Origin of the sequence: Saccharopolyspora kobensis, from assembly GCF_900108315.1 — a bacterium.
GTDB classification, from domain to species: domain Bacteria; phylum Actinomycetota; class Actinomycetes; order Mycobacteriales; family Pseudonocardiaceae; genus Saccharopolyspora; species Saccharopolyspora kobensis.
Genome location: NZ_FNVB01000010.1, coordinates 75,473 through 91,846, shown reverse-complemented (window position 1 = coordinate 91,846; position 16,374 = coordinate 75,473). Strand labels below are relative to the sequence as shown.

General features: G+C 69.7%; 14 protein-coding genes. 7 read left to right on the top strand and 7 right to left on the bottom strand.

Translation table 11 applies throughout. From position 1 onward, the window contains the following. Positions 1-18: 18 nt before the first annotated feature. Positions 19-870 carry a transporter substrate-binding domain-containing protein gene (locus tag C4T78_RS29705; protein WP_093352715.1) on the bottom strand — a complete coding sequence of 284 codons (852 nt, stop codon included), beginning with the start codon at positions 868-870 and terminating at the stop codon, positions 19-21. 8 nt (positions 871-878) lie between these two features. After that, the gene (locus C4T78_RS29700) at positions 879-1,508 is read right to left on the bottom strand and encodes a hypothetical protein (RefSeq protein WP_143185859.1); all 630 of its coding nucleotides are present in this window, start codon (positions 1,506-1,508) and stop codon (positions 879-881) included. A gap of 466 nt (positions 1,509-1,974) precedes the next feature. On the opposite strand from C4T78_RS29700, the gene C4T78_RS29695 reads away from it, so the two are divergent. After that, positions 1,975-3,429 carry an alpha/beta hydrolase gene (locus C4T78_RS29695; protein ID WP_143185861.1) on the top strand — a complete coding sequence of 485 codons (1,455 nt, stop codon included), beginning with the start codon at positions 1,975-1,977 and terminating at the stop codon, positions 3,427-3,429. A 291-nt stretch (positions 3,430-3,720) separates the two neighbouring features. Next, positions 3,721-4,347, top strand: a complete 627-nt coding sequence (locus C4T78_RS29690) for a class I SAM-dependent methyltransferase (RefSeq protein WP_218161586.1) — start codon at positions 3,721-3,723, stop codon at positions 4,345-4,347. A gap of 128 nt (positions 4,348-4,475) precedes the next feature. Here C4T78_RS29690 and C4T78_RS29685 read toward each other — a convergent pair whose 3' ends face one another. Both C4T78_RS29685 and C4T78_RS36820 read right to left on the bottom strand, forming a co-directional pair. Continuing rightward, a complete protein-coding gene (locus C4T78_RS29685) occupies positions 4,476-5,627 on the bottom strand; it encodes an alkaline phosphatase PhoX (protein WP_093352724.1) in 1,152 nt (383 codons plus the stop codon). A gap of 87 nt (positions 5,628-5,714) precedes the next feature. Further along, a complete protein-coding gene (locus tag C4T78_RS36820) occupies positions 5,715-7,772 on the bottom strand; it encodes a WD40 repeat domain-containing serine/threonine protein kinase (protein ID WP_107916160.1) in 2,058 nt (685 codons plus the stop codon). A 271-nt stretch (positions 7,773-8,043) separates the two neighbouring features. Here C4T78_RS36820 and C4T78_RS29675 point away from each other — a divergent pair, with 271 nt between their 5' ends. Continuing rightward, entirely contained in the window at positions 8,044-9,177 is a 1,134-nt protein-coding gene (locus tag C4T78_RS29675; RefSeq protein WP_093352727.1) for a glutathione-independent formaldehyde dehydrogenase, read from the top strand. 52 nt (positions 9,178-9,229) lie between these two features. On the opposite strand, the gene C4T78_RS29670 is transcribed toward C4T78_RS29675, so the two are convergent. After that, complete coding sequence (locus C4T78_RS29670) at positions 9,230-10,048, bottom strand: endonuclease/exonuclease/phosphatase family protein (RefSeq protein ID WP_235863540.1); 819 nt, start codon at positions 10,046-10,048, stop codon at positions 9,230-9,232. Positions 10,049-10,263: 215 nt separating this feature from the next. Continuing rightward, positions 10,264-11,826: an FAD-dependent monooxygenase gene (locus C4T78_RS29665; RefSeq protein ID WP_093352729.1), complete on the bottom strand. Its 1,563-nt coding sequence runs from the start codon at positions 11,824-11,826 to the stop codon at positions 10,264-10,266. A gap of 107 nt (positions 11,827-11,933) precedes the next feature. Here C4T78_RS29665 and C4T78_RS29660 point away from each other — a divergent pair, with 107 nt between their 5' ends. The 3 genes from C4T78_RS29660 (at position 11,934) to C4T78_RS29650 (ending at position 15,168) form a co-directional block, all read left to right on the top strand. Further along, positions 11,934-12,629: a TetR/AcrR family transcriptional regulator gene (locus C4T78_RS29660; RefSeq protein ID WP_093352732.1), complete on the top strand. Its 696-nt coding sequence runs from the start codon at positions 11,934-11,936 to the stop codon at positions 12,627-12,629. Positions 12,630-12,916: 287 nt separating this feature from the next. Then, positions 12,917-13,540, top strand: a complete 624-nt coding sequence (gene upp, locus C4T78_RS29655) for a uracil phosphoribosyltransferase (protein ID WP_093157228.1) — start codon at positions 12,917-12,919, stop codon at positions 13,538-13,540. A gap of 248 nt (positions 13,541-13,788) precedes the next feature. Then, on the top strand, positions 13,789-15,168 hold the full coding sequence (locus C4T78_RS29650) for a glycoside hydrolase family 18 protein (protein ID WP_093352736.1): 1,380 nt from the start codon (positions 13,789-13,791) through the stop codon (positions 15,166-15,168). Positions 15,169-15,258: 90 nt separating this feature from the next. Here C4T78_RS29650 and C4T78_RS29645 read toward each other — a convergent pair whose 3' ends face one another. After that, positions 15,259-15,846 carry a TetR/AcrR family transcriptional regulator gene (locus tag C4T78_RS29645; protein ID WP_093352738.1) on the bottom strand — a complete coding sequence of 196 codons (588 nt, stop codon included), beginning with the start codon at positions 15,844-15,846 and terminating at the stop codon, positions 15,259-15,261. Between the two features lie 311 nt (positions 15,847-16,157). On the opposite strand from C4T78_RS29645, the gene C4T78_RS29640 reads away from it, so the two are divergent. After that, on the top strand, positions 16,158-16,364 hold the full coding sequence (locus C4T78_RS29640; RefSeq protein WP_093352741.1) for a type II toxin-antitoxin system VapB family antitoxin: 207 nt from the start codon (positions 16,158-16,160) through the stop codon (positions 16,362-16,364). The last annotated feature ends 10 nt before the right edge of the window (positions 16,365-16,374 follow it).

Sequence of the window (16,374 nt, the reverse complement as noted above, 5' to 3'; positions counted from 1 at the left end):
CCGGTCGGTCCGCCGCGCTCATCGCTCAGCGCACTGGCCCGGTGCCTCGCACACGAGGACGATGGACTTCTCGTCGATGTTGGACGGGTCGACGGTGTAGTCGTTGTAGTCCACGCCTTCGAAGTAGGTGTCGAAGTCGCGCTTCCACTCGGCGCTGCCGACGTAGCTCTTCAGCAGCTTCTTGATCTCGTCGAACTCCTGCTGGTGGCCCTTGGGCATCCCGATCCCGTAGTACCCGTTCTGGCCGAAGGTGCGCTGCAGCAGCTTGAACTCGCCCTTTGAGTGGGCGGCGAAGCCCTCCAGGATGAGCTTGTCGGTCATCACCGCGTCCACTTCGCGCTTGCTCAGCTTCTCCAGGCAGGCCTGGAAGCTCGGCGCGGTCTGCGGTTCCTGCCCGTTCAGCTCCTCCTTGATCAGGTCGAACGAGGTCGTGCCGTCGGCCGTGCACGCCTCCGCCCCGGAGAACGCCCCCACCTGATCGGGACCCGTGTAGTCGTTCCTGACCAGCACGCCCGACTGGGACCGGAGGTAGGGGCCGACCATGTCGATCTTCTCGCGCCGGGGGTTGGTGATCGAGTAGCTGGCGATCACCAGGTCGACCTTGCCCTGCTGCAGGAAGATCTCCCGGTTGGCGGAGGTGATCGGCTGGAAGAGCGGTTCGCGGCCGAAGTGCTCCGCGATCTGCCGGCCGAGCTGGATCTCGAAGCCCTGGTAGGTGGTGGGGTCGTGCGGCCTGCTGCCTGCGAGACCGGGCTGGTCGACCTTGACCCCGATCCGGATGTACTTGGCGTCCTCGAACAGCGCGGGCGACGTCGAGCACCCGGTGGCCAGCAGGAGCAGGGCGGCGAGCGAAAGGACTGCTGCTTTCATGGTTCCCCTCAGTTGTGCAGTTCCGCGCGGGTGACCTGGACCTGCATCCGGCAGTCGACCAGCGCGTTCATCGTCAGCGCGCCGCCGATGTCCGGGTTGCCGCGGACCGGCAGCGTCCGCTCCTCATCCGACTTGAACCGGATCTCCTCCGAGCTGCCGTCCAGGAGCAGCTCGACCGAGGTGGTGCTGTCCGTGCCGCAGTCCTGGAACCTCTCGCTGTCCGGGGCGTCGGTGATCCGGAAGCTGATGGTCAGGTGGTCCCGGGGCTCGGGGACCTGGATGGTGAAGGTCGCGCGCTGGCCGTTCATCAGCACCGGCAGGTTCTGCTGAGCTCCGTCGAAGCGCACGTTCGCCTTGACGTCGATGCTGCGGAAGCTGTCGTAGAGCAGGTAGCCCAGGGCGCCGAGCACGACGAGGACAAACGCCGAGGCCAGCGCTCCCCACACCGCCGGGCGGCTGTCGGACGGGCTCGCGATCAGGGCGATGACGCTGACCGTGAGGCTCAGGACGCCCGCTATCTCCGCACCCGCGTTGATCCGCAGGAGCCAGGCGGTGAAGCCGAACAGGCACAGGAAGAACAACAGGGTCCAGAAGAACCTCGGCGGCAGCGGTGTTTTCAGTTTGGAAAAGTCCGGCACGGTGTCGAACCCCCATGTTCGCCCTCTTGCGGCACTTGCTGCGGTTGAGTCGCCGGCATCTTCATCAGAAGACGCCGCAGGCCGGTCGCGGGTTGTGCGGCGACGGTGATGCACGGTGAACGACCACGTGCGCGACGGTGTTCCGCGTGGCGGGAGTGTTGCGCCGAACGGAGCGAGTTCAGGGTTGAACGGCCGGTTGTCACCTGTTCGGCCTAGAAAAGCCCGTGAGCGCTTTGGGGTGCTATGGCCCCACAAAGCGCTCACGGGCCTTGACCTGGGCCGCCAGCCGCAGGCCCGGCAGGTTGCGGCCGACAGGCGGGTCTTCGGCGAGCGGTCGCCGCGGTGCGGTGCGGGGCAGCCGGTCACCGCCGCCCGCTGGCCGAATCCGGATGCTCCGAACGCGCCGCCCGGAACGATCACCGGTCACTAGCCTCGGGGACGCCAACGGCTCACACGAGGAGATCTGGTGCGCAGAATTCCGTTGTGCGCGGCGGTATCCGCCGCGCTCGTGCTCTCCACCCTGACCGGCGCGCAACCCGCGCTGGCCGGTGGTGCCGACCTCGCCTGGGAACCCTGCGGCGAGCAGCAGGGCGAGTGCGCTTCGGTCGAAGTCCCGCTCGACTGGCAGGACCCGGACGGGGCGAAGATCGAGATAGCCATCGGGCGATTACCCGCGACCGAACCGGAGAACCGCATCGGCGTGCTGTTCGCCGCGCCGGGCGGGCCGGGTGCCTCGGGCATCGACATGTACGTCAACAGTCCCGACGCGCTGTCCGTCGGCGAGCTGCGCAAGCGGTTCGACATCGTCAGCTGGGACCAGCGGGGCGTCGTGCGCAGCAGCGAGGTCCGGTGCAGCGCCGAGCTGCTGGAGCAGAAGCCCAGCAGCTTCCCCGAATCCGAGCAGGAGTACCAGGCCCTGCTGGACTACAACGCGAAGCTTGGCGAGGACTGCGAGCAGAACAGCCCGGCCTTCGGCCTCGTCGACACGGTCAGCGCGGTCCGCGATCTCGACGCGATCCGCGCCGCGCTGGGCGAGGAGCAGCTGAACTTCTACGGCGCGTCGTACGGGACGCAGGTGGGGCAGCAGTACGCGGAGCTGTTCCCGCACCGGGTGCGGTCGATGGTCCTCGACTCGAACATGGACCACAGCATGCGCTCCGGTGGTGACTACATCGCGACGACGACCGAGGACCAGGAAGGCGCGTTCAACGCCTTCGCGGACTGGTGCGAGCGCACGCAGAACTGCGCGCTGTACGGCGCTGACGTCCGCGCGCTGTGGGCCGACCTGCACGGCAAGGCCGAAGCCGGAACGCTGATCGACCCGGTCGACGGCGAACCGCTGAGCGCGGAATTCCTCCGCCGCGAGCTCAAGGCCGCGATGTACGCGCCGGAAGAGCGGTGGTTCCCGCTGGCGGAGCGGTTCCGGGCGCTGGCGGGCGGTGGCCCGGCGGTCGCCGCGCAGGCCGCGCCGGTGGAACTGGCGCAGAACTCCTACCAGGCGATCTGGTGCGATGACTGGCGCTGGGACGTCGGGAACTTCGCCGAGCTGCAGAGCTACCGGGACCGGGCCGAGCAGCTCGCGCCGCAGACGAAGCTCTCCCCGTTCTGGAGCGATGTGGCCACGTGCCTCGGCTGGCCCGGGGAGGTCAGCAACCCGCAGCACGAGCCCGAGATCGCCGGAACACCGCCGATCCTGCTGGTCACGGCCCGCTACGACGTGGCGACGCCGAACGCCTGGAACCGGACCGTGGCCGACCAGATCGAGAACTCGGTCCTGCTGCACTACGACGGCATCGGCCACGGGCAGTACTACCACAGCCCCTGCGTGACCGATTACGTCGACGACTACGTGACGACGCTGCGAACACCGGCGCCCGACACCCACTGCGAAGCGGTCTGGCCGACCGAACCGGCGGGCTGACGGCGAGGCCGCCCGCGAAGCGCGTGCTTTCCGGGCTCCGGGAAATTCACGGCCTCGCGGGCGGTCGGGTGCGACGCCCGGCCGTTCGGGATGGCGATTTCGCGGGAAATCGGCGATCGCCGGGCGTGGAAGCGGGCGATTCCGCGCGAAATCGCCACACCACCCGCCGACGCGCCGGGCGAGCGGCTCCCCTCGCGGAGGAGGAGCGGCAGCCCCTTCGGCAGAATCGGGAGCCGGTTCGGGGGAGAGTCGGCCGACCGTGCGGCCTGGTGCGTGCGATCTGGAGGTTCGGTGATCCAACTACCCAAAGCGCTGCTGTGGGACCACAACGCGCACTACCACTCGTGGCTGCTGCGGCAGTTGCCGCCGCGGAGCGCGCGAGTGCTCGACGTCGGTTGCGGGACCGGCGCGTTCGCGCGGGGGCTCGCGGAGCGGGCGGAGCACGTCGATGCGGTGGACGTCTCGCCGGAGATGATCGAGCGCGCCCGCCGCGGGTCGGCGCGCAACGTCAGCTGGTTGTGCGGTGACGTGCTGGACCTGCCGCTGGATGCGTCGGGGTACGACGCGGTGACGGCGATTTCGAGCCTGCACCACATGCCGCTGCGCCCGGCGCTGACCCGCCTCGCCGACCTGCTGCGCCCGGGCGGAACCCTCGCCGTCGTCGGTCACTACCGCAAGCAGACGCCGACGGACTTCGCCCTGGACGCGGTGACCCTCCCGGCGAACGCGGCCGTCGGCGCCTACAAGGCGGCCCGAGGCCGCGCGGGCAAGCCCCACGACGAAGGCATGCCGGTCAAGGACCCGGCGAACACGCTCCTGGAGATCCGCACCGCAGCAGCGGACATCCTCCCCGGCGCAACGGTCAGCCGCCGCCTCTTCTGGCGCTACACCCTCCTGTGGCGCAAAACCGGCTCCTGACCTCCCGGAGGAGTGTGCCGATCACCGGCTAGATCATCAGCCGTCAGGAGGCCGTGAGCGCATCGACCAGCCGCTGCCGGTCGTGAGTGCGAAACAGGGCTGGAACACTGTCACGCACTCACGACAGCTCAGTGGCGGAACGGCCCCGTGATCTCGTAGGTGATGCCGTCGGAGGAGGAGCCCGAGGTGCCGCGCTGGGACGAGAAGTAGAAGCGGTCGCCCGCCGGGTTGAACGCCGGTCCGCACAGCTCCGACTCGTCCTGGTCGTTCACCCGCACCACCGGTGCCACCACGTCGTCCGGCGTGATGATGCAGATCTCCATGTTGCCGCCGTCCTCGGCCACGTAGAGGTCGCCGAAGTCGCTGCTGGTGATGTTGTCCACGCCGCTCAGATCACCGCCGCCGTCGTAGGCCAGCTCGAAGGTGTCGTCGGCGGCGTTGAACTGCCACACCCGGTCATCGCCCTTGGTGGTGAACCAGCAACGGTCGTTGGCGTAGTGGCAGCCCTCGCCGCCGTCGAAGCGCTTGGCCTCGGAGACCTGCTCGCGCGTCGGGGTGTCGCCGTCGGAGGGCAGCGGTTCGGGCACCTCCACCCAGGTGGCCTTGCCCGAGGTCTCCGACCCGGCGGCCAGGACCTCCAGCACGCCACCCGCGCCGAGGTCGCCCCAGTTGTTCGGCCGGAACCGGTAGAAGCAGCCGTCGGGTTCGTCCTCGGTCAGGTAGATGACCTTGCGCACCGGGTCGCAAGCGGCTGCCTCGTGGTTGAACTTGCCCATGGCGTCCCGGCGCACGGCCTCGTTGCGCCCCCACGGGTCGGTCTCGAAGACGTACCCGTAGCCGACCTCCTCGCAGGACAACCAGGTGTCCCAAGGCGTTTTGCCGCCCGCGCAGTTGCGCCGGGTGTCGTCCAGGATCCGGTAGGCGTCGGCGATGTTCCCGCCGGCGTCGAACCGGACCGCCCCGACCCCACCGCCCGGCTCGATCTCGGAGTTCGAAACGTAGATCCAGCCGTCCCCGTCGGCGAAGCACGCACCGCCGTCAGGAGCGTCGTGCCAGGTGTAGGACGTGCCCTCGACCTGCTCCCCGGACCGCGCGATGATCCGGCTGGTGAAGCCCTCCGGCAGTTCCAGCCCGTTGCCATCGGCAGGCAGCAGCGGCCCGTACGGCCCTTCCGCCAGCCGGTTCGGCACGGACACGGCAGCCCCGGTCCACAACCCGCCGGAGAAAGCAGCAACCCCGCCACCTACCACGGCAGCCCGGAGAAAAGAACGACGCCGCACAACGACTCCTCTCAGTCCGTCGGCGGCGGAACCCCATCCTGGCTGAAGCGGCGGGAGGTCAACTACCGCCGTTCGGCTCATCCGCCATCAGCTGCCCGGGACGAGCCACATTCGCACGGTGTCGTTCTCCCGCCCTACGGTGACCAGGGTGCTGCCGTCCGGGCTGAACGCCGCGTCGCGGACGTCGGACAGGGTGTCGATCTTCTTCCCGGTGTCGGTGTTCCACAGCTCCAGCGTGTCGTCCGAACCGGAGAACCCGGCGAGGTGGTTGCCGTCCGGGCTCAGCGTGAGCGAATCGAGCCGGAGCTCGGGGAGGATGATGGGCTGCCGCACCTGGTTCTGGCCAGCGGGGTTCCAGAACCGCATCGTGCCGGCATCGGCCAGGGAATCGTTCGGGGTGTTGCGGTAGCCGGTGGTCACCAGCAGGTCGCCGCCGGAGCTGAACGCGAAGCCCTCGAGGTCCTCGCCCTGAGGAAAGCTGATCGGGTTGCCGATGCGCTGTTGGCTGGCGACGTCCCACAGCTGCAGGGTCACGATGCCGTCGGAACTCGTGCTCGGGACGGCCAGGATGCGGCCGTCCGGGCTGAAGCCCGATCTCCAGCCGCCGTCGAAGGGAGCGATCGGCCGGCGGCTGGCGACGTCCCACAGCTGCACGTAGCTGCCGGAATCGGCGTCGCTCTTCACGGCCAAGGCGCGACCGTCTGCCAGGAGTTCGGGCGGGTCGATGGATTCGCTGCTGTTGTCGTCCGGGTGGGCCTCGACGGTGAACGGGGCGCCGATCTGGTTGCCGCTGGCCACATCCCACTGCTGCACGATCCAACGCGCGCTGGTGGTGTCGCCGGACTCGATCGTCTCCACTCCGGCCGTGGTCAACGTGCGGCCATCCGGGCTGAACGACAGGTCGCCCAGATCGGCGAAGGCGACGATGCTCTGGCTCGTGGGCTGCTGGCTGTCCACGTCCCACAGCTGCAGGGTGCCGTTGGTGTAGGCGACCGCCAGGGTGCTGCCGTCCGGGCTGAACTCCGCGGTCCACGGCGACCCGTCCCCGCTCATGGCGCCGACCTGCTGGAACTCGGTCGTCGGTTTGCGCAGAACCGGCCCCAGCGCCCAGGCGAGGACGCCGATCAGCGCCACGGCGACGACGAGTGCAGCGGTGCGGAGCGCCCGGGACCGGGTGGGCGGGGACGGCTCCGGGTCGTTGTCCAGCCGGGTCTCGACCACCGTCGGCGGACCGGCTTGGTGTGTCGTGCGGGTTCGCGGCGACTCTTGAAGGAGCTCAGCGACGTCGGCCTGTCGCCGAGCGATCAACTCGTGCACCGCGGTCGGCCAGGGCTGGGCCGACGGTGTGATCGGGCCGATCGACTCCAGCACCTCGGCCGGGGTCGGCCGGTTGGCGGGCTCCCTGTCCAGGCACGGTTCGACGATGCGCCGCACCGGCGGTGGAACCTCGGTGAGGTCCGCCTCCGCGCGCACGACGTTGTTGAGGGTGCGCAGCGTCGAGCTGTCGGCGAACGGGCTGTCACCGATGCAGGCGGCGACGATGACGACGCCGAGGGAGAACACGTCGCTGGCCGGGGTCACCGGGTCGCCGCTGGCTTGCTCGGGGGACATGAACCCGGGCGAGCCGATCAACCAACCGGTGCGGGTCAGCTCGCTGGTGCGGTCGCCGCTGATCGCCCGGACGATGCCGAAGTCGATCACTCGCGGGCCGTCGTCGGTGAGCAGCACGTTGGCGGGTTTGAGGTCCCGGTGCACGAGGTCGACCCGGTGGATGTGGGTCAGCGCCGTGGCCAGCCCGGCGGCCAGCCGCAGCGCCGGTTGCTCGGGCAGCGTGCCGGTGGTCGTGATGACCTCGTGCAGCGAGGGGCCGGGTACGAACACCGAGGCCAGCCAGGGCGTGGGTGCATCGGGGTCAGCGTCGATGACGGCGGCGGTGTAGGCGCCGGAGACGGTCTGGGAAGCTTCGACCTCGCGGCGGAACCGAGCCCGGAACCCGGGCTCTTCGGCGAACTGCTCGTGCACCAGCTTCAGCGCGACGAGCCGTCCATCGGGGCCGCTGCCCAGCAGCACCCGGCCCATCCCGCCCCGGCCCAGCTCGGCGAGCATCCGGTGCTGACCGATCTCGCGCGGGGTCGAGGGCGCCAACGGTCGTACCGCCGACCCGGAGCTGGAGCGCGGGTGTTGAGTTGTGCGACCTGCCATGATCCCCTCTCCGGAACCGCTCGGTAACCCCCAGCCCGCTGCGGTTGTGATCGAAGTTACCCGGCGATCGACCGTCGGTGTTGCGGGTTCGGCAACTCCGCGTAAGACGCTCGTTCGAGTGACGCCTGTCCGGGTCTTGCGTCGCCTGGTGCGGGGTAGCCGGAAGGCGGCATGCACAGGGGAAGCGCGCGTCCTCACCCGGAGGTGGTCCGTCATGAAAGCAGTCGTGTACCAGGAGCCCTTCTCGGTCGCGATCGGCGAGGTGGACCGGCCGAGCATCCAGCACCCCAACGACGTGATCGTGCGGATCACCTCGACCGCCATCTGCGGCTCCGACCTGCACATGTACGAGGGGCGCACGGCGGCCGAGCCGGGCATCGTGTTCGGCCACGAGAACATGGGCATCATCGAGGAGCTCGGGTCCGGCGTGACGAGCCTGAAGCGCGGTGACCGCGTGGTGATGCCGTTCAACGTCGCTTGCGGGTTCTGCAAGAACTGCATGGCGGGCAACACCGGGTTCTGCCTGACCGTCAACCCCGGTTTCGCCGGCGGCGCCTACGGCTACGTCGCGATGGGCCCCTACAGCGGTGGGCAGGCCGAGTACCTGCGGGTTCCCTTCGCCGACTTCAACTGCTTGACGCTGCCATCCGACGGCAGCCACGAGGCCGACTTCGTGCTGCTCGCCGACATCTTCCCGACCGGCTACCACGGGTGCGAGCTCGCGCAGGTCTCGCCGGGCGAGAGCGTCGTGGTGTACGGCGCCGGGCCCGTCGGGTTGATGGCCGCCTACTCGGCGCTGCTGCGCGGGGCCGCGCGGGTGTTCAGCGTCGACCGGGTCCCGGAGCGGCTCGCCAAGGCGGAGCAGATCGGCGCCATCCCGATCGACTTCTCGCAGGGTGATCCGGTCGCGATGATCAAGGAGCAGACCGGTGGCGAGGGCACCGACAAGGGCATCGACGCGGTCGGCTACCAGGCCCAGGTCGGCGACGGCAGCAAGGAAGAACCGGCGGTGGTGCTGAACTCGCTGATCGACACGGTCCGCGCGACCGGGCGGCTGGGCGTGCCGGGGCTGTACGTGCCCGCCGACCCGGGCGGCCCGACGGACGAGGCGAAGAAGGGCATGCTGCTGGTCTCGGTCGGCCGGATGTTCGAGAAGGGGCAGGTCATCGGCACCGGGCAGTGCAACGTCAAGCGCTACAACCGGCAGCTGCGCGACATGATCATCGCGGGCCGGGCGGAGCCGAGCTTCGTGGTCTCCCACGAGCTGTCCCTCTCCGACGCCCCGGACGCCTACCGGAAGTTCGACCAGCGGATCGAGGGCTACACCAAGGTCGTCCTCCACCCGTGAACCGGCGGGTACTGAGCGCGCCCCGGCAGCCCGGGCTGCCGGGGCGTTCCGGCTACCGCAGCGCGATGTCGACGACGACCGGCAGGTGGTCGGACGCCGTCGTCGTGATCACCTCGGCGCGGTGGACATCGATCCCCGGCGAGGCCAGGACGTAGTCGATGCGCATCCTCGGTGCCTCCGCGTCGAAGGTGAAGCCGTCGCCTCGCCCGGCGATGGGCCAGGTGTCGACGAGGTGCTGGGTGATCTCGGCGATCTCGGGCGCCTCCGGTGTGGCGTTGAGGTCACCGGTGAGCACCGCGGGGAGGTCCCGCCCGGCGACGATCTCGTTGATCGCCGCCACCTGCGCCGAGCGCTCGGCTTGCGAGGTGTGCTGCAGGTGCGTGTTGAGGAGGAGCATCTTCTTGCCCCGCACGTTGATCCGCGCCTCCAGCAGCCCGCGCTGTTCACCTTCCGGCGCCCGCGGGAGCAGCGTGTTGCGGGAGTCGAGGATCGGGAAGCGGGACAGGATCGCGGTTCCGTACTGACGTCGCGGCTCGCCGGGGTCGGTCGGGTCGAGGTCGAGGTTGGCGCCGTAGGCCACGTGCATCCCGAGGCGGCGGGCCAGCCACGCGGCCTGGTCGGCGAAGTCGCTGCGGTCGGACCAGTGCCGATCGACCTCCTGCAAGCCGATGACGTCGGCGCCGGAGCCCTCGACGACCCCGGCGGTGCGCTCGAGATCGAGCACGTCATCGGTTCCCGCGCCGTGCTTGATGTTGAACGTCGCAACGGTGAGGTGCCGCGGCGGGACATCGGCGAACGCCATCGGCGCGAGCACGGTCGCGACCAGGGCCAGGGCGGCGACCAGTGCGGACAGGCCGAACGAATGCTTCACGGAGTACCTCCGAATCGGTCGAACGGACCATTCCTACCGACCGATGTTGAATTCGCCTGGCCCTCGGCCGAACGCCCAGGCCAACCGGAGGTGTACCTTGCCTCCGGCACCGGCACCGGCTGTGCTGTTCGTGAGCCGTGAGTGTTTTGGGGTGCTATAACGCCCCAAAGCGCTCACGGGTCCAGCTGAAACGGAGCCTGTCACGCCGGCCCTGCTCAGCGGTCGAGGATCGTGCGGAGGGCGCGCTCCAGGTCGACGGGGGCGCCGGCTCCCCGGCTTCGCCAGGCGATGAAGCCGTCCGGGCGCACCAGGACCGCTCCGTCGGTGGTGACGCCGTACTTCCCGGTCCAGTCGCCGGTCATCTCGCCGCCGAGCAGATGCGCCCGCAGGCGGACGCCGAGGTCCGAGGCCAGCTGCTCGGCCGCCTTCGCCCACGCCCCGGATTCGGTCAGCAGCACGAACTCCCGGCCGAACAGGTCGATCGTGGACAGGTCACCGTCTGGAGCGGACAGAAGGACGTGCGGCGCGCGGGAACCGGGACGGCCGGTGGGCGCGATCGGGTCTTCCAGTAGTTCGCCCGCGTCACCGGGCTCGGCGACGACCGCGCCGTTGTGCCGGCAGCCGAACAGCAGCACGCCCGGGTTCTCGATCGGCGGGGTGTCGTCGTCCCGCTGCAGGTGCGGCATGTTGCGGGCGATGGCGTTCTTGAACTGGTTCTCCGCGATCAGCTCGCCGACCGGCCGCCGCTCGGCGTCGTGGCTGTCCAGCAGACCCGGCCCGGCCTCGCCGCGGAGCACGGCGGCCAGCTTCCACGCCAGGTGGAAGCCGTCCATGATGGCGGTGTTGCCGCCGAGCCCGCCGTGCGGCGGCATGGTGTGCGCGGCGTCGCCGACCAGGTGCACCCGCCCGCTGGAGAACCGGTCCGCGACCCGCATCGCCGCCACCGTGGTGTCCGCGGAGACGATCTCCGCGGCGAGGTCGGGCACGCCGGTGGCCAGCCGGATCTGCTCCAGGGCGCGGTCTTCGGAGAAGTCGCCGATGCCCTCGTGCTCCGGGTCGTAGCCGACGCCGACGACGAACAGGTCCGGCTCGTCGGTGCTGACCACCACGCCGGTGCCACCGGAGAGCCGCGGGTTCTGCAGGTAGTAGAGGACCTGGCGGTCGCCCACGACCGGAGCGAGGTCGGCGCGGATCAGCCAGTGGACGGAGTGCCCGAGCGTGCCGCGGCCGTGGGTTCCGATGCCCAGCCGCTCGCGGATCGGGCTGCGGTGCCCGTCGGCGGCCACCAGGTAGTCGGCGTGCGCGGTGCTGGTCCCGGCGGCGCCGGAGAGGACCGCGCGCACCCCGGATTCGTCCTGCTCGAAGGACTCCAGGGCGGTGGCGAAGCGGATCTCGGCGCCCAGTTCGCGGGCGCGCTCGGCGAGGATGCGCTCCGCGGCGGCCTGGCTGGCGTCCGCTGAGCGGGCGGGCGTCAGGTCGTCCAGCGGCAGGAACGTGTCGTGCAGGATCTCGCGGAACACCGGGCCGCTCGCGCTCTCGGCTATGCGGATCAGGAATCCGGTGTCCTTCGGCGAGGCCTCGACCATCGCTTCGGCCAGCCCGACCAGGTCCAGCGCTTCCATCACGTGGTGCTGCTGACCGCGCGCCTTCGGGTGCGTGGAAGTGCCCGGATGGCGTTCGACCACCAGCGAAGGCGTGCCGTGCAGGCCCAGGAAGACGGCGGTCGACAACCCGGCGAGCCCGGCGCCGGCGATCAGGACGGGAGTGCGTTCGGACATCGTGACAGCTCCTTCGAACGGCGTTCGTGCTACGAACAGTGTTCTACAGACGAACAGTGTTCGCGTCAAGTACGGTGTTCGCAGCAGCGATCGAAGTGGGGAGAACGATGTCCGTGCCCGTCCCGCCCTGGCGGCAGCGCGTCGCGCGCGAGCGGTCGGTCAAGCAGCCGCTGAGCCTGGAGCTGATCGTGCGCACCGCGCTCGACCTGCTCGACGCCGAGGGGCTGGACTCGGTCAGCATGCGCAAGGTCGCGCAGCGGCTGGGCACCGGTGCGGCTTCCCTGTACGCCTACGTGCGCAACAAGGACGAGCTGCACGAGCTGATGCTCGACCTGGTGATCGGCGAGATCGCGCTGCCCGAGCCCGACCCGGCGAAGTGGCAGGAGCAGCTCAAGGAGCTGATCCGCCAGCAGGTCGCGGTCTTCGGCGCGCACCCCGGCATCGCCCAGGTCGTCATGCGCACCCCGGCGCCGACGGGCCCGAACGCGCTGCACGTCAGCGAGGCGATGATGGCGATCCTGCGCGCGGCGGGGAAACCGGACCGGGTGGTCGCTTTCGCGGTGGACGTCCTCGCCCTCTACGCCACGGCGGTGTCCATGGAGCGCACCGCGGACTTCGGGCTCAGCGACGCGGAGCGCGGTGAGCGGATGGCGCAGGTGCAGCAGTACTTCTCGGAGCTCCCGCCGGAGCGCTTCCCGTCGATCACCGCCCTGCTCCCGGCCCTGATGTCCGGCACCGACGAAGAGCGCTTCGAGTTCGGCCTGGACCTCCTGGTCAAGGGCATCGCCGCCACCGACGGCTGACCCGGCACCCCGGTGGCGCAATTTCAATTGAAATCAGCCCTTCGATTTCAATTGAAATTGCGCGCCCGTCGGCGTGTCGGGCACCGACACGCCGATCGCGCGTCGGGATCTGGTGCGATTTCAATTGAAATTGGACGTGTGATTTCAATTGAAATTGCGCCGGTCGCACGCCGGTCGCACGCCGGGTGATCGGTGGTTGACGCTCCGGAGTGGACGGTTGCGACCGGCGACACGTTCCCGACCAGCTGCGACGTGGATCCGGGAGTCGGCCGTTACTGTTGTCGGTCATGGATGTTCGGGTCGTGGACCACCCCCTGGCGAAGGCAAGGCTGTCCACCATGCGCGACGCGCGCACCAACAGCGCCGCGTTCCGCGCCGCCTTGCAGGAGCTCACGCTGATGCTCATGTACGAGGCCACGCGGGACGCCGAGGTCGCGGTGGAGCCGATCCACACCCCGGTGGCGCGCACCGACGGCTACCGGCTGGCGCACCCGCCGCTGCTGGTGCCGGTGCTGCGGGCCGGCCTGGGCATGGCCGACCAAGCGCACCGGTTGATCCCGGAGGCGCAGATGGGCTTCGTCGGCCTGGCGCGGGACGAGACCACCCTGCAGCCCACGCCGTACCTGGAGTCGCTGCCCGCCGACCTGTCCGGTCGCCCGGTGTTCGTCCTCGACCCGATGCTGGCCACCGGCGGTTCGATGGTCCACACGATCCGGATCCTGACCGAGCGCGGCGCCAGCGACGTCACCGCGATCTGCACGCTGGCGGCGCCGGAGGGCGTGCGGCGGCTGGAGGAGTCCGGTCTGCCGGTCCGCGTGGTGACCGCGAGCATCGACGATCGCCTGAACGAGTCGGGCTACATCGTCCCCGGCCTCGGCGATGCCGGTGACCGCGAGTACGGCGCCGTCTGATCCCCTTCCCGGATTTAACGCAATAGCGAGAACCTCCTCCGCTCGGGCCTGCGCCTCGGTCGGGGGAGGTTTCGCTCTGCCCGGAAAACTGGGAATTCCCTGGTCCGAGGCGTCTCCAGGTGGAGGTTCTCCCGGAGTCCGGCCGCAGCAGCAGTTTTCGGCCGAACAGGCGATAGCTGGTCTAGACCTGATCCGAATATGGTCTATACCACACATGGAGCGATCCCCCCGATGAAGTAGGAGTCGCCATGTCCTCTCGAAGTCGCAGATTCCCGTTCCGGCTCCCGGTGCTGCTCGCCTCGGTCCTCGCACTGGGACTGCCCCTGCTGGCCTCCCCGGCGGGCGCCACCGACGCCCCGGCGGACACCCGGCCGCAAGCCGCCGACGAGGCCCAGTCGCAGGCCGCCGCCCGCAAGGTCGGCTACTTCACCCAGTGGTCGATCTACGGCCGCAACTACTTCGTCAAGAACCTCGACACCTCCGGCACGGCCGCGAAGCTGACCCACATCAACTACGCCTTCGGCAACCTCAACACCGCGGGCCAGTGCTTCCAGGTCAACCAGACCGGTGAGGGCGACGCCTGGGCCGACTACCAGCGCCGGTTCACCGCCGAGCAGACCGTCAGCGGCCAGGCCGACGCCTACGACCAGCCGCTGGCAGGCAACCTCAACCAGCTCAAGCAGCTCAAGGCGAAGTACCCGCACCTGAAGGTCTACATCTCCTTCGGCGGCTGGACCTGGTCGAAGAACTTCCACAACGCGGCGGCCACCCCGCAGTCGCGCGCCGCGCACGTGAAGTCCTGCATCGACATGTGGATCCGCGGCAACATGCCCAAGATCGGCGGCGAGCCGCAGGGCGGCGACGGCGTCGCGGCGGGCATCTTCGACGGCGTCGACCTCGACTGGGAGTGGCCCGGCTCCGAGGGCGGCCCCGGCAACGTGGTCGACCCGGCCGACAAGCAGAACTTCACCGCGCTGCTGCAGGAGTGGCGCACCCAGCTCGACGCCGTCGGCAAGGAGACGGGCAAGACCTACGACATCAGCGCCTTCCTGCCCGCCGACCCGGCGAAGATCGAGGCCGGGTTCGAGGTGCCCAAGGTCTTCGACCTGCTGACCTTCGGCACGATCCAGGGCTACGACCTGCACGGCGCCTACGACCCGACGACCAACCACCAGTCGGCGATCCTCAGCCCGGAGGGCGACCCGTCGCCGGAGAAGTGGAGCATCGACCAGACCATCAACGCCTGGCGCACGGCAGGCGCGCCGAACGACAAGATGGTGCTCGGCGTGCCGTTCTACGGACGTGGCTGGACCGGTGTGACGAACCAGAACAACGGCCTGTTCCAGAACTCGACCGGACCCGCTCCGGCGACCTGGGAGGCGGGCATCGAGGACTACAAGGTGCTCAAGTCCAAGGCCGGTCAGTACACCCTGCACCGCGACGAGCAGGCCGGTTTCGCCTGGCTCTTCGACGGGACCACGTTCTGGACCTACGACGACCCGACCGAGATCAAGCGCAAGGTCGACTACCTGAAGAAGCAGGGCCTCGGCGGCGCGATGATCTGGTCGCTCGACGGCGACACCCCGGACGGCGAGCTGATGACCGCCCTCCACACGGCCCTCGGCTAGGGCCCGGCGAACGGTCGTGCTCGGTGTGGTGACGCCAGGTCGGGCACGACGCGCTGGCCCCGGGGACCACAACCCCCCGTCGCTCCGGGGTCAGCGCCTCCAACCTGCGATACCGTTCACCAGCGCCCGCTCGTAGCGGGCGCTGGTGTCGTCGCGGGCCAGCGGGGAGTTCAGCTCCAGCGAGACCAGGCCGTGCACCAGGGCCCAGGCGGCGAAGGTGATCTCGCCCGGGTCGGTGTCGGCCAGCAGGCCCTGCTCGATGCCGCGAGCGACGGCGTCCTCAAGCGGCCGGATGCTGCGCAGCGCGGTCTGCACCGATTCCTCGTCCGGGACGAAGTCCGGCACCGCCCGGCCGAACATGATCGAGTAGAAGTGCGGGTTGGCCAGCGCGCTCTCCCGGTAGGCCAGGCCGAGCGCGCACATGTCGGCCACCGGGTCGTCGGTGCGGGGCACCTGCGCCATCCGGTCGCCGAGCCGCTGGAAGCCCTCCGCGTACAGCTCGCGGACCAGGCCCGGCTTGCCGCCGAACAGCGAGTACACCGCGGTGGTGGAGGTCCCGACGTCCGCGGCCAGCCGCCGCAGGCCGAGCCCCTCCGGGCCCTGTGCGGACAGCAGTTCGCCCGCGCGATCCAGCAGCCGGGTGCGCAAGGCGTCGTCGTGCGCTCGCGGTCTAGCCATTGAGGTCTTCCAAACTCGTTCTGCGTGGCGGTGCGGGTAGCGGAACCTCAACGCCCGCCCGGGCTGCGGGTGCTCGGTCTTGTGCATGACCGATGCGCGGCGGCCGGGCCGTCCTCGCCAGGCGAACGCCGAGAACCTGCAGCGGCGCAAGCTGCGCGGATGGGCCCGGAAGCGCCTTCGGCGCTCGGCGACGACCTGTGCGCCCGCCGGGTGCCGGGTATCGCGGTCACGGTTGCCGACCGGGATGAGAGGGACTCATCGTCCGAAACTATCGCCTCCCGCGAGTGGTATCAGCGCGATACCATCGCGGCATGGCCATGACCCTGCGCCTCACCGATGAAGAGAACCAGCGGCTCGCCGAGCTGGCGGCGGCCGAAGGTCGCTCCAAGCAGGAGGTCGTGCGCAGCGCGCTGGCCGACCGCTGGGCGCGGCAGCAGAAGGAGCAGCAGCTCGACGAGGTCGTGCAGCGGGTGCTGCCGCGATACCGGGGCTTGCTGGACAAGCTCGGCACCGCATGATCGAACATTG

Excerpts from the sequence above, each read along its gene's own strand:
- C4T78_RS29705 (WP_093352715.1), bottom strand. The coding sequence starts at position 870 with ATGAAAGCAGCAGTCCTTTCGCTCGCCGCCCTGCTCCTGCTGGCCACC.
- C4T78_RS29675 (WP_093352727.1), top strand. The coding sequence starts at position 8,044 with ATGAAAGCAGTCGTGTACCAGGAGCCCTTCTCGGTCGCGATCGGCGAG.
- C4T78_RS29665 (WP_093352729.1), bottom strand. The coding sequence starts at position 11,826 with ATGTCCGAACGCACTCCCGTCCTGATCGCCGGCGCCGGGCTCGCCGGG.
- C4T78_RS29660 (WP_093352732.1), top strand. The coding sequence starts at position 11,934 with ATGTCCGTGCCCGTCCCGCCCTGGCGGCAGCGCGTCGCGCGCGAGCGG.
- upp (WP_093157228.1), top strand. The coding sequence starts at position 12,917 with ATGGATGTTCGGGTCGTGGACCACCCCCTGGCGAAGGCAAGGCTGTCC.
- C4T78_RS29650 (WP_093352736.1), top strand. The coding sequence starts at position 13,789 with ATGTCCTCTCGAAGTCGCAGATTCCCGTTCCGGCTCCCGGTGCTGCTC.
- C4T78_RS29645 (WP_093352738.1), bottom strand. The coding sequence starts at position 15,846 with ATGGCTAGACCGCGAGCGCACGACGACGCCTTGCGCACCCGGCTGCTG.
- C4T78_RS29640 (WP_093352741.1), top strand. The coding sequence starts at position 16,158 with ATGGCCATGACCCTGCGCCTCACCGATGAAGAGAACCAGCGGCTCGCC.